General features: G+C 61.8%; 12 protein-coding genes and 1 pseudogene. 8 read left to right on the forward strand and 5 right to left on the reverse strand.

Translation table 11 applies throughout. The annotated features are described in order from the left end of the window. Positions 1 to 158: 158 nt before the first annotated feature. From ACZ5YA_RS04905 to ACZ5YA_RS04920, 4 genes are read right to left on the reverse strand one after another with little or no spacing between them, the layout of a single operon-like run. On the reverse strand, positions 159 to 2,255 hold the full coding sequence (locus tag ACZ5YA_RS04905; RefSeq protein ID WP_464092126.1) for an acetate--CoA ligase family protein: 2,097 nt from the start codon (positions 2,253 to 2,255) through the stop codon (positions 159 to 161). Positions 2,256 to 2,259: 4 nt separating this feature from the next. Further along, a complete protein-coding gene (locus ACZ5YA_RS04910) occupies positions 2,260 to 3,180 on the reverse strand; it encodes an alpha/beta fold hydrolase (protein ID WP_464092127.1) in 921 nt (306 codons plus the stop codon). Between the two features lie 3 nt (positions 3,181 to 3,183). Further along, on the reverse strand, positions 3,184 to 4,434 hold the full coding sequence (locus ACZ5YA_RS04915; RefSeq protein ID WP_464092128.1) for an alkyl sulfatase dimerization domain-containing protein: 1,251 nt from the start codon (positions 4,432 to 4,434) through the stop codon (positions 3,184 to 3,186). Between the two features lie 53 nt (positions 4,435 to 4,487). Continuing rightward, positions 4,488 to 5,459, reverse strand: coding sequence for a Bug family tripartite tricarboxylate transporter substrate binding protein (locus ACZ5YA_RS04920; protein ID WP_464092129.1), 972 nt, complete (start codon positions 5,457 to 5,459; stop codon positions 4,488 to 4,490). A 205-nt stretch (positions 5,460 to 5,664) separates the two neighbouring features. Between ACZ5YA_RS04920 and ACZ5YA_RS04925 the strand changes: the two genes are divergently transcribed. Together ACZ5YA_RS04925 and ACZ5YA_RS04930 are read left to right on the forward strand one after the other, a co-directional pair. Next, positions 5,665 to 6,927, forward strand: coding sequence for an alkyl sulfatase dimerization domain-containing protein (locus tag ACZ5YA_RS04925; RefSeq protein ID WP_464092130.1), 1,263 nt, complete (start codon positions 5,665 to 5,667; stop codon positions 6,925 to 6,927). Positions 6,928 to 6,961: 34 nt separating this feature from the next. Further along, positions 6,962 to 7,420: an acyl-CoA thioesterase gene (locus tag ACZ5YA_RS04930; RefSeq protein WP_464092131.1), complete on the forward strand. Its 459-nt coding sequence runs from the start codon at positions 6,962 to 6,964 to the stop codon at positions 7,418 to 7,420. Here the strand turns inward: ACZ5YA_RS04930 and ACZ5YA_RS04935 are convergent. Next, entirely contained in the window at positions 7,412 to 8,242 is an 831-nt protein-coding gene (locus tag ACZ5YA_RS04935) for an IclR family transcriptional regulator (protein ID WP_118933079.1), read from the reverse strand. The two genes, ACZ5YA_RS04930 and ACZ5YA_RS04935, sit on opposite strands and share 9 nt — an antisense overlap. A 287-nt stretch (positions 8,243 to 8,529) precedes the next feature. Between ACZ5YA_RS04935 and ACZ5YA_RS04940 the strand changes: the two are divergent. From ACZ5YA_RS04940 to ACZ5YA_RS04965, 6 genes and pseudogenes are all read left to right on the forward strand, one after another. Continuing rightward, positions 8,530 to 8,670, forward strand: a pseudogene (locus tag ACZ5YA_RS04940) (transposase); the annotation flags it as partial. 364 nt (positions 8,671 to 9,034) lie between these two features. Continuing rightward, positions 9,035 to 9,361 (forward strand): ArsR/SmtB family transcription factor, encoded by a 327-nt coding sequence (locus tag ACZ5YA_RS04945; RefSeq protein WP_059379779.1) that lies wholly within the window; start codon positions 9,035 to 9,037, stop codon positions 9,359 to 9,361. 13 nt (positions 9,362 to 9,374) lie between these two features. Further along, positions 9,375 to 9,869, forward strand: a complete 495-nt coding sequence (locus ACZ5YA_RS04950; RefSeq protein ID WP_059379780.1) for an ArsI/CadI family heavy metal resistance metalloenzyme — start codon at positions 9,375 to 9,377, stop codon at positions 9,867 to 9,869. Positions 9,870 to 9,877: 8 nt separating this feature from the next. Next, positions 9,878 to 10,378, forward strand: coding sequence for an arsenate reductase ArsC (locus ACZ5YA_RS04955; protein WP_059379781.1), 501 nt, complete (start codon positions 9,878 to 9,880; stop codon positions 10,376 to 10,378). A 4-nt stretch (positions 10,379 to 10,382) separates the two neighbouring features. Continuing rightward, positions 10,383 to 11,462, forward strand: coding sequence for an ACR3 family arsenite efflux transporter (arsB, locus tag ACZ5YA_RS04960; protein ID WP_464092132.1), 1,080 nt, complete (start codon positions 10,383 to 10,385; stop codon positions 11,460 to 11,462). A 3-nt stretch (positions 11,463 to 11,465) separates the two neighbouring features. Continuing rightward, entirely contained in the window at positions 11,466 to 12,653 is a 1,188-nt protein-coding gene (locus tag ACZ5YA_RS04965) for an MFS transporter (RefSeq protein ID WP_306632681.1), read from the forward strand. The last annotated feature ends 21 nt before the right edge of the window (positions 12,654 to 12,674 follow it).

A 12,674-nucleotide genomic window follows, 5' to 3' on the forward strand; every position in this document is an offset into this window, starting at 1 on the left:
TTATTATGTAAAGTAATAAATCTGGAGAGTAACGGTCCTAACCCCCAGCCCTCGTCGCGTCGGGCGGATTGCCAAGTCAGAATCAAGTAAACCAAGGGTGCGGGCTTCGGACCCGTTGGACCCGCACCCTCGGTTTGTCGTTGCTAATGAGTACGGCCCTAGGTCCGCGGGACGATGACGGCGTCAAGCGCGATGCAGCCGCTACCCTCTGGAAGGACTGCGAGCGGGTTCACGTCGATGGATGAAAGGCCTTCCCGATTGGCGGCGGCAAATTCCGATAGCGCGGCGATGGCGCGGCAAAGCGCCTGGATGTCGGAAGGTTCCGCTCCGCGCGCACCGGCCAACAAAGGCGCGCCCCGTATCTCGGCCACCATGCTGCGAGCCTCGTCCTCGTCTATCGGCGCCAGGCGGAAGCTGACATCCTTCAGGACCTCCACGAACACGCCTCCCAGGCCGAACATCACTACCGGGCCGAAAACCGGATCGATGTGGGCGCCCAGAATGCATTCGACCCCTCCTTTCACCATCGGTGCAACCAGAACGCCATCCAATGCCGCCGTTGGCGCATTGGCGGCCACGGTGGCCATGATCTCGCTGAATGCCGATTCGACGCTCGCGTCGTCGGCGATGGCGAGGCGCACGCCACCTACATCGCTCTTGTGCGCGATGTCCGCCGATGCGATTTTCATGACGACCGGATAGCCCGACCGCCGCGCGGCAGCGACCGCTTCGCGTGGGTTCGCGCATACCGTCGCGCAGACCGTCGGTATGCCGGCGGCCTCGAGCAATGCGAACGATGCCGCTTCGCCCAGACGCTCCGGAAATGCGACGGTCCTGGTACCTGTCCTGCCTGGCAGGCCGCGCGGAGGTCTGCCGTCGCGGCGGGAACACAAGGCGCGAACCATGTGGATGGCGGTGCTAGGGTCGGAAAACACGAGACACCCCAAGGACTCCAGGTCCTGTTTGTTGGCCGGGGCGATCGTACAACTGAGCACAAGCGGCGTGTCAGGATAGGCACTGCGGATATCGCAGACGAACTCGCGCACATGCGGCCAAAGCGCCGGAGATGCGGCGACAGCACCCACGAAGACCACCAGGGAGCCGTACCTCCCCTCGTCCAGCATCAGCCGAGCCGTATACGACAAAAGGTCCATCTCAGACGTGGCTTGCCCGGTGATGTCCACCGGATTGTTCACGCCGGCGAATGGCACTCTGCGCAAGATCGACTGCCTGGCTGCTTTGGGCAGCGGCGACATGGTCAAGCCTGCGATCTGCGCATCGTCCGCCATCAGCGCGCCCACGCCTCCCGACATTGTCAGCAATCCGATGTCCCGGTTCGACGGCAATGCGTCCGCCACGGAAAAGGCGTAGCCCAAATTGAAGAATTCCTCGACGGTGTAAGCGCGGGCCACACCATATTGCTTGAACAAGGCGGAATAGACGGCGTCATCGCCCGCCATGGCCGCTGTATGCGACGCCGCCGCCTGGGCCCCTGACGACGTCCGTCCAACTTTGCAGGCCACGACGGGCTTGCCGGCGGCGTATGCCTTGGCCAGCGCATCCTTTAGCTTTTCGCCGTCCGTGCAACCTTCCATATAGACCATGATGACGCGAGTTTGCGGGTCGCCGGCCAGCCAGGCGATGCAGTCGGCGACATCGATGCTGCACTGGTTGCCGGTGGTGATCCAATGCGAAAGGCCCAGACCGCGCTCGCGAGCCAAGGTATACGCGTAGCCCGCGAACGCCCCGCTTTGCGACACGATGGCTACATTGCCCGGCTGTACCAATCCTCCGGCCGGCCCGGTGCAGAATGTCGCGAAAACGCGCTCCCGTATGTTCATGAAGCCCAGGCAGTTCGGCCCAAGTATGTTTGCCCCGTGGCCAAGCGCCAGCTCGGTCAACTGTTGTTGCTGAAGCCGCCCTGCCTCTCCGGCTTCGGCGAAACCTGATGAAAACAGCACGAAGTTCTTTGTGCCGAGTTCCAGGGCCTCATGCAGGACCGGCAACACCCGCGCCGCCGGCACCGAAACGATCGCCAGGTCCACCGGCGCCTTCACGGCAGTCAGAGATTCGAATGCAGGCATGCCCTGCACCGTCTCGGCGGCCGGGTTGATGGGATAGAGCTTGCCGCCGTAGCCATGTTGCGCAAGCAACGATACGGGTACCGCGCCGATCTTGGTCGGCGACGAGGACGCGCCCACGATGGCGACGCTTCGGGGGTAAAACAGCCGGGTGAGCAACTGCGTATCGGTCACGTCATCACTCCCCTGCCCTGGCGCCAAGCGCAAAGGTGTCTATCATCGTATTTATCCACTCAGGCTTTTCGTGCGCGATCCAGTGCGACGCATCGTCGCGCGTATGGAGCTGCAGATCCGGTATGAATTGATCCAATCCGTCCAGGCAACCGGCAAGCAGATAGCGGTCTCGCATCCCCCAGAGCACGAGCGTAGGCATGCGCAAAATGAACGCGTCGAGGTTGCTGTCGCCGACTTCTGCCAGTTGAGCATCGTTACCGGGGTACAGCGCCGTCGCCCTGTAATAGTTGAGGCCCGAAGCCACCGCGCCTGGACGCGACCATGCCGCGCGATACTCTTCCAACGCCGCGTCGTTCAGCCAATCCGGCCTGTCTCCATCCTCGGAGAGCATCGCTATCAAGTAGGCGCAATCATCCTGTTGAACAGCTTGCGCAAAATGCTCGCTGCGAAAATCCAGCATGTATTGGCTGGCCGCCTGCTGCGCGGGATTGCGCAGCAGTTGGCGTGCAAACAAGACTGGGTGCACCGCATTGATGAGGACAAGGCCAAGCAGCCGCTGGGGAGCAGCCAGCGCCACCGCGCAGGCGATTGCGCCGCCCCAATCGTGCCCGACCAGGATGCAGCGCTCGTGGCCAAGTGCCTCGATCAAGACGACGATGTCTTTGACCAGAGGCTTGATGCGGTAGTCTTCGACCTGGCCGGGTTTGTCGGACTCGTTGATGCCGCGGGTGTCGACGGCAACCACATGATATTTTTCGCTGAAATGACGCATCTGCTCCCGCCACGCGAACCACGCCTCGGGAAAGCCATGGATGAACAGCATCAGCGGATTCGCCGGGTCGCCGCATTCCGCGTAATGCAGGGATACCCCATGGGCGAGCGCGCGCCCATGACGGATTTCGTGGTGGTCAAGTATCTTTTCCATCACCTAGTTCCAGGAAAATTCGAAGGCGGGGTCGTCCGCGCGACGCGCCCCGATGGGCAGACCAAGCACGTCCTCGGCGCTGCTGAGCAGAATGTTGCGCGATACGATGGAGGGCATTTGCGTAGCGCGTTCTACGCACAGTTCCGCCTTCAGTTCGCGGGCCAACAGGGTTTGCGGATCGTCGTTCTGGCTTGACGCCACCAGATCGACCACATGCAGGGCCAACTGCGTTTTTCCTTGTCGTTGCAAGGTACGCGCGTGGTCCAGCACCGAATCGACGTCGCCCAATGCGGCGCGCAAGGCGGCGGCAACCGCCTGCGGACGCGCCGGATGCAGCGTGGTTGGATTGCGGTCCCACCAGCCGTTTTCAGAACGCCAGATCTCCCGCACGATGTATTCCGGACACCCGTAGATCGGCCGCAGGAATGGGTGGCCGAAGATCTCGTCCGGATAGGACATGTCCGCCAGGATATCCCGCTCGTCCATGCCCTGGTTCATACGCGCCACTACCTCCGCGCGCAGGTAGCGCAATGCCCGGACGGTGACCGAAAATGCGGCCTGTATCTCTTCGGGGCGCGTCACGGGATCACCGAATTCCGGCATCAGGATGGCGGCGCCTAGCGCCTGAAGGCGCTCCAGGGTTCCCGCCCAACGCATCGGATCCCGGAAGGTGCGCAGCGGCGTTCCGGCGTTCGGGATGCTACGGATGAATGCGGGGCCCGCATACAGGAATCGATCCTGGGGCAGCCATACCGCAATGCTGTCATCGGTTTCTGAGGGAGCGTGAATCAGCTCTACGCTGCGGTCGCCGCAGTCCAGCGAGAGAAAGTCTTCGAACTGAACGTCGGGTGACTGGAACGCATCGGCCATGTAAGGCTTGAATTCCCTGCGGAACTGCCGGCCGTTCAACCATTGCTGTAGCCCAGCCGTCTCCACGTATCGGCCATAGCGCCACGCAACGCCGCGGTGTCCAATCAAGACCGGTCCGGCTTCGCCGCGCGATTCCGCATGCTCGCGCCAAGCGGAAACGCCCGAGTTGTAGCCGTTGTGCCCGTGGCTGTAGACGATGGCATGGACGGGCGCTTGAGTGATGGCGCGCAGATTCGCGATCATCGCCGCCGTGATCTTGCCTCCCGGCCCGGCGTCCACCACTACGACGCCGCGGCCTGTCTCGATGGCAAGCGAATTCCCCTGCCCTCCGATCGTGTGGATGCCCTTGACGATGTCCCTGCGGACGGGGTTGTCGAACAGCACGACCCCTGCCGTCCCCTTCCTGACTGCATCAGCACCTTGCATCTCGTTCGTCCTCAATCCAGCTTGATATTGTTTTCTTTCATGACCTCGCCCCACTTGCGGACCTCCTCGTTCACGAATTGCTTGAATTGCTCAGGCGTCTGGGGCGCAATTTCCACGCCGGTGGATAGCAGACGTTCCGTAAAGGCTGCATCGGAAGCCAACTCATTGATTCGATGATTGACCAGTTGCACAACATCGGATGGCGTCTCCTTCGGTGCAAGCAGGCCGAACCAGCCGAAGCCGACGACGTCGGGATATCCGGCTTCCTTGAACGTGGGGGCGTCTGGATAGATCCTGGAACGCTCGGGTGAGGCGACGGCCAGCACACGCAGGCGGCCCTCCCGGATAAATGGCAAGGCGCCGGTCAGCGAGGTCAACGTTGCATCCACGCGCCCTGCCAGAAGTTCGATGTAGGAGGCGGCATCGCCCTTCATCTGGATCGGCAGCAGCTTGAATCCCGCCTTCATTGAGAACAACTCCGCGGTCAGGTGCGGAGAGGCCCCATAGCCGGAGTTTGCGAACGTCACGCCGTCCGGGCGGCTGCGCGCGGCGTCTACAAAGTCTGCGACGCTACGGTAGGGGCTGTCCGCCTTGACCACCAGAAACAGCGGCGTGACGACAACCGGGCCGATGAACGCGAAGTCCTTGCGTAGGTCGTAGGACGTCTTGACATTGGCAGCCGCGAAATTCGCGATGGGCGCTGCCGCATAGAGCCAGGTGTGTCCGTCAGGTTTGGCCCGGGCCACGTACTGATTGGCGATTCGCGTAGTTGCCCCGGGCTTGTTTTCGACCACGTAGTCGCCGCCGAACTTGGCAGCCATCCCCTGGAGGATGAGGCGCAGTGAGGTGTCGTTCGGTCCGCCGGCGGCGAAGGGCGAAACCGCCACCACGGCGTGTGTCGGAAAGGTGGCTTGGGCCCAAGCCGGCAGGCAATACATTGCCATCAAGCCCAGCTTGGCCAAGGGCTTTGCAAAGTTGAACATGCTTGTCTCCGTGGATTTTGCTTATGTCGCAGCCTCCCCGGCGGCCATGCCAGGGTGTCCGTGCGTGGAGAAAATTCTAGGGACTTCGGCGCCTGCCGAACACATTGTTCCAAAGAATGAAACGTTGATCCCCGACGGCAACACCACACCTAGAATTTGCCCGGATACATGACCAATGACGCCCGTCCCAAAGGAGACAACAACCATGACACGTGCCGACGTTTTGATGCGCAGCCACGGACTTATCCAACATGCCCCCCATGTATATACGCTGGGCGGCCAGGGAAATTCCCTGGTCGTCGATCTGGGCAGCGGCCTGCTACTGGTGGATAGCGGACCGGGCGGCGACATCACCCGGCGCATGATTCAAGAGATCCGCCTGGGCCTTGGAAAGCCTGTCGCCTTCATCGTCTACAGCCACGGCCACATGGGCTACAACAACGGCGTCGACGCCTGGCGACAGGCGGCCCGGGAAGATGGCCATTTGCCGCCTCAGCTTATTGCCCATGAAAACGTCGCGCGCCGGTTCCGCCGCTATCGGGAAACCGCCGGCCTGCAAAGCCATACAAATACCCGTCAGTTCCGCACGGCCTACCCGGAAGATCCGCCCTCGAACTGGTTCACGCCGGCCGATACGACGTACCGACACACAATGCTCGTCCATGGCTCGGAGCGTTGCGTGCACTTGCTGCACGCGCCGGGCGAAACCGACGATGGAACTGCCGTCTGGATTCCGGAATCCAAGGTGCTTTATGGTTCGAACGCATTCATCAAGACCTGCCCCAATAGCGGCTCGCCTTACCGCATCTTGCGCGATCCCTGCGTGTGGGCCGATACGCTGGAGCGATTTCTCGAGCTGGATCCGGAGGTATTGATCCCCGAGTTCGGCAAGCCCTTGACGGCGAAGGAGGAAATCGCCGAGGCGCTTTCCGTTCCGGCGCGAGCCCTCCGATACCTGAGGCAGGAGGTCGTGCGCCACATGAATGCCGGCCTGTCTGTTGAAGAAATCATCCATGCCGTAGAGTTGCCCGCCGAACTCTTCGGGAACCCTTACATGAAACCTTCTTACGGCTGCGCGGAATTCGTGATCCGCGATGTCTGGCGTTCCGAGAACGGCTGGTGGAACCGCAATCCCACGGATCTGCATCCCAGCCCGGTTCGGGCGGCAGCTGGCGCGGTCCTGGGCGCCGTGAAGCGTCCGGAGCAAGTGCTGCAGCATGCCCTCTCCTTGCAGAAGGCAGGAGAAACCCAGCTTGCCCTGCATGTCGTCGACCTGCTGGCGCTGGCGGATTCAGATATGCCCGCCGTCATGCAGGCCCGCCGCCTGAAGGCGGAACTGTGTGAGCAACGTGCGCAGGAGCTGCCCTCTTTCGTTTCGCGCAGCTTGCTGCTCAGTGCGGCCGACAGCCTGCGCGGGCAAGCCATCGGGCAGACGTCAGGCCAGAAGGTCGGGTTTGAATGGGTATGACTGCAACAGGCGACACTGACAGGACAAAATCGATATGCCTCAATTGACTGACGACACCATCGCCGCATACGGCGTCGAGACCGGTTGGCGATTTGGACTGGAATTCGATGTGCGCTGGAGTGAACTGGATGCGTTTCGCCACGTAAACCACCGCGCACACCTGGGCTGGTTCGAAGAGGTCCGCAATGCGATGTTTCTTGAACTGGACTATCCGCCCTTCGCGCTGAACGGCGCAGGCCCGGTCATCCGGGAATTGACTGTCGGCTATGACAGGCCTATCGGTATCGCGACCCGGGTCTTGACCACCGGAAAATTCGTCTGGCTGAAGAACTCCAGCTTCCGCATGGAGTTCGCGGTGTGGCATCAGGGGCGGGTTGCGTCCAGCCACGCAATCTGCGTCTGGCTGTGCAATGCCTCCGGTGAAAAGGTTGTCTTGTCCGAAGGTCTGCGTGAGCGTATCCATCGCCTGTATGAGGCAGACGATTTACGCTGAGGCCCTATCACTTGCCCTGGAACGCGTGGGCTTCCGGAGGTCGTCGTTGAGGGTTTCCGCCACCCCGGCCAACAGCCTCGGCACGGAGGTCCTCGCATCCTGCCCGGCCGGGGTGCGCGTGGAGATCGCACATGACAGAATCAGCAGGTCTTCGCCTGGCCGGCGGTACAGGGTCCTGGCGTAGACGGCGGTGTCCTGATGCACCAGGTTTTCCGTCATGACGTAGCCTTCCCGTCGATGAAAGGCTGCCGCGTTGCGATAGAGGTTCAAATACTTGACGACGGCTTCTTCATCGGCGGCGTAGTGCAGCTCCCGTATCGCCCTGGCCCGCTCGTCTTCGGTTGCGCCGATCAGCCAGGCCAAACCCGCGGTGCTGCCGCAGAACGGCAGGGAAAGCCCTATTCCTGGCCGGCGGCGCAGCACATCGTTAGCGCTTTCCGATTGAAGCGAGACAATGCGCAAGTGGTCCCGCATGCTGATCGTGGCGGTCCCGTCGATCAGCTGCGCCAGGCGCGTCAGGTGCTGCGACATGGAGGGACTGAGGACGTTTCCCGACATCAGCGGATAACCCAGGCACAACACCCCAATGCCGAGGATGAACTGGCCATTGTCCGGACTCACCCTCAGGTATCCCAGCTGCACCAGCGTATGCGTCAGCCGCGATACCGTGGCCTTGGGAAGCCCTGTGCGCTTGGTTATTTCGCCGTTGCTGAGCACGGCATCGCGGCTGTCGAAACATTGCAGCACGCGCAGCCCCCGTTCAAGCGTTGTCGTAAGGCGGCCCGTTTTTCCGGGTGTCTTCTTCTGGTGTGCCGAGTCCATGCGGATAGCGAAGGGTTGTAAACAATCAAATATTGTCCTCTGCACTATTTCAATCGTAAACGGATAAAACCCCTAATGGCACGCCGCGATTCATACCCCAGCGCGATCAGCATGAGCTGCTCTGACTAGTAGATGTATGAAAACGCGATGATGCATCCTCTCCTTCCTCAGCTAATGGCTATTGGTTGATTGAGCTTCCTAACTCCTCGAATGAACTCCCATAAGCTCCCTCTCCCAATAGGCCCCAACCGGCAGAATTTCGGCGCCTCCATGCGTCGGAGACTCCCTTGAAGAAAAGTAGATTTACAGAGAGTCAGATCCTTGCCGTGTTGACGGAGGGCGAAGCCGGCACGCCGGTCGCCGAACTATGCCGCAAACATGGGATTAGCAACGCTACGTACTACCTGTGGAAGAGCAATTACTCAGGTGCAATTGATTGGCCCGGCTATCGTTCGGGATGAAGAATGCTGAGGCTCGAGATCGGCGGAGTCTTCCATTAGGCCTTCCACCAGATCGCTACGGAAATCAAGGGTACTTGCACCGTCTCCAAGCAAAATTCAGTGCGCACCCGCTCGAGATCCCGGAAGCAAGAAACCCGGTACGGATATGGGATGGATTTGCTTAAGTTGTTCGGCTTTTGAACCAATACAGGAAAGCCTACGTTGCGCAAATCAGTTCACGACTGTTTCCCCGCTCCATGGTCAGGAGTCTGAGCGGGACTGAACAGGTTCATGCAAGCGAACGGCAGTTCTGCACTGGCATATAATTCAACAATCGTTGTATGATTGAATCATGAACGAAGATCAAGCCATCTCAGCGCTCGGCGCTCTCGCCCATCCCCAACGACTGCGGACTTTCCGCGCGCTCGTGGTGGCCGGGTTGCCAGGACTCATGCCTAGCGTCCTGGCGGACCAGCTCGGAGTCGCGCGCAACACGCTTTCCTTTCACCTGAAGGAGCTGGCGCATGCGGGCCTGGTTAGCGTCGAGCAACAGGGGCGCAATCTGATCTACCGCGCCGATTTCTCGAAGATGAATGGCTTGCTCGGCTATCTCACCGAGCATTGCTGCCAGGGAGCGCCCTGCGAGGCTTCCGGTCCCGCGGCCTGCACGACCTGCTAATCAGGAGTTCTCCATGAAGCGCTTCCACGTCCATCTACATGTCGACGACCTGGCCAGGAACATTGGTTTCTATTCCCGGCTTTTCGCGCTTGAGCCAGCCCGCGTCGAATCCGACTACGCAAAGTGGATGCTGGATGATCCTCCTGTGAACTTCGCCATATCGACCCGTGGCGCCGGCCTGGGCGTTGATCATTTCGGGATTCAGGCCGACAGCGCCGAGGAACTGGATGCATTGAAATCCCGGGCGCAGGCTGCGAGCCTGGTTCTGGATGATCAGGGAGAAACGTCCTGCTGCTACGCCCGCAGCGAGAAATACTGGGTCACCGATCCACAAGGATTGGCTTGGGAGCACTTCCACACGCTGGGCTCCATCCCCGTCTATGGCGAGGCGCACAGCGCTCATGTCGATCAGGTGGCGGCGCCCGACTGCGGTTCGCCGTCGATCAAAGCTGCGGCGCCCACCGGTTGCTGCACCCCAAAAGCAAACTCCACTACCCGTTGCTGCTAGGAAATCTCATGTCGCACTCCCCTTTCAATGTGCTCTTTCTATGCACAGGCAATTCCGCGCGTTCAATCCTGGCCGAAGGGCTGCTTAAGGGGTTGGGCGCTGGCCGATTTCAGGCGTACTCGGCTGGTAGCACTCCCAAGGGCGAGGTCCACCCTCTAGCTCTCGCCACCCTCAAATCCTATTCGTTGCCCGCGGATGGGTACCGGAGCAAGAGTTGGGACGAGTTCGCCACCCCGGATGCCCCCAGAATGGACTTCATCATCACGGTGTGCGACAACGCGGCGGGTGAAGTCTGCCCGGTATGGCCGGGCCATCCGATGACTGCGCACTGGGGCGTGGCGGATCCCGCGGCGCATGAGGGCAGCGAGGAAGAACGCCTCAAGGCCTTCCACGAAGCTGCGCGAATGCTCAAGCGCCGTATCGAACTGTTCTTGTCCTTGCCGCTTGACCGCCTGGATGCCATGTCGCTGCAGACCGAGCTGCGCGGCATTGGCCAGTCCCGGGAGTAAACCGATGCCGTCCAGTACGCAGGCGGCGCCGGCCCCGCGCGAGCGCCCCGGAATGAGTGTTTTCGAGCGCTACCTCACGTTGTGGGTCTTCCTCTGCATCGTCCTGGGGGTGACGCTTGGGCAGCTTATGCCGGCGTTGTTCCAGGCGATTGGCCGCCTGGAGGTCGCCCAGGTCAACCTGCCGGTTGGGGTCCTGATCTGGGTGATGATCATTCCGATGTTGCTCAAGGTGGACTTCGGCGCACTGGGCCAGGTCAAGCAGCATTGGCGCGGCATCGGCGTGACGCTGTTCATCAATTGGGCCGTCAAGCCCTTTTCGATGGCCTTTCTGGGGTGGCTTTTCATCCGCCAGATCTTTTCCCCGTGGTTGCCCGCCGACCAATTGGATAGCTACATCGCCGGCCTGATCCTCCTGGCCGCGGCGCCGTGTACCGCCATGGTTTTCGTCTGGAGCCGGTTGACCGGCGGCGACCCGGTTTTCACGCTGTCCCAGGTGGCGCTGAACGACACCATCATGGTGTTCGCGTTCGCGCCCGTGGTTGGACTGCTGTTGGGTCTATCGGCCATCACCGTGCCTTGGGACACGCTCTTGGTGTCCGTCGGGCTGTACATCGTGATTCCGGTCATTCTTGCCCAGCTCTGGCGCCGGGCGCTGCTTCGCCGCGGCCAGGCGGCGTTCGAAGCGGCGCTGGAGCGAATCGGGCCATTCTCGATGGCCGCCCTGCTGCTGACGCTGGTACTGCTCTTCGCGTTCCAGGGCGAGGCCATCATCGGGCAGCCGCTGGTTATCGCCATGCTGGCCGTACCCATTCTTATCCAGGTGTTCTTCAACTCCGGCCTGGCGTACTGGCTCAATCGCCGGGTCGGCGAGAAGCACAGCATTGCGTGCCCGTCGGCGCTAATCGGCGCATCCAATTTCTTTGAACTGGCCGTTGCCGCCGCGATCAGCCTGTTTGGTTTCCAGTCCGGTGCCGCGTTGGCGACAGTCGTTGGCGTGCTCATCGAGGTGCCCGTGATGTTGCTCGTCGTGCGGATCGTCAATCGGAGCAAAGGCTGGTACGACGCCGGCGCCATGCGGAATTGATTTATGGCCAGCGCCCCTGTCCGCGTTGTCGGCGCCCTGGGAACGGCCCAAACCCTGGCCTGGGCGTCTTCCTACTACTTGCCGGCAATGCTGGCCGATCCAATGGCTCGCGATCTGGAGCTCTCCGCGCCAACGGTATACGCGGCCTTTTCGATAGCCATGGTCGCATCGGCACTGGTCGGCCCGTGGGCAGGACAAGCAATCGATCGTCGCGGTGGCCGCATCGTGCTGGTCGGCACGAGTTTGCTGTTCGCCTTGGGGCTGGGGATGCTAGGCAGCGCTCAGGGGCTCTGGACGATGGTGGCCGCCTGGCTCGTCATGGGAGTGGCGATGGGATCCGGACTATACGAGGCGGCGTTTTCCAGCCTGGTGCGCCTCTATGGTCATCGTGCCCGTGGCGCCATTACGGGGATCACGCTGATCGCAGGGTTCGCCAGTACCGTGGGATGGCCGCTTTCCGCCTGGATGGAAGCGCAGTTCGGCTGGCGCGGCGCATGCCTGGGCTGGGCAGGCTTGCATCTATTGGTCGGCCTGCCGCTGAACGCCTGGCTCCCCAAGGCGGCGGCTGTTCCGAAGGCGGAAGCCCCGAATGTCACCGGCAGCGTGGATGCCGGGCCGCGCGCAGTGCCCGAGTCGAAACCGCAGAGGTATGCCACTGCCCTCCTCGCCTTCGTGTTTGCAGCGACCTGGTTCATCAGTACCGCGATGGCCACGCATTTGCCGCGCATGCTGGAAGCTGCTGGCGCGACCCTCGCCGCCGCTGTGGCCGTGGGCGCGCTGATCGGTCCCGCGCAGGTGGCTGGACGCCTACTCGAGTTTGGGCTTCTACGCCAGGTTCATCCCTTGTTGTCGGCACGCCTGGCGGCTCTTGCGCATCCGGCCGGCGTTGCGGTGCTGTTGACCGGCGGACCGGTAATGGCGCCGGTGTTCGCCATTCTGCACGGAGCGGGCAACGGCATTCTGACCATCGCCAAGGGCACGTTGCCGTTGGCGCTGTTTGGCCCGCAGGGCTATGGCGCCCGCCAGGGATGGTTGATGATGCCGGCGCGTGTCGCGCAAGCGGCCGCCCCGTTTCTCTTCGGCCTGGCGCTGGACGCGTGGGGCGCCAACGCTCTGTGGCTATCCGGGGCCATAGGCTTGGCGGCCTGCGCAGCCTTGCTGGTACTGCGAGCGCGGCCTGCGCACGATTGAAGTTTGAATTCCGTATCAATA

It is taken from the genome of Achromobacter sp. JCM 18799 (genome assembly GCF_055395645.1).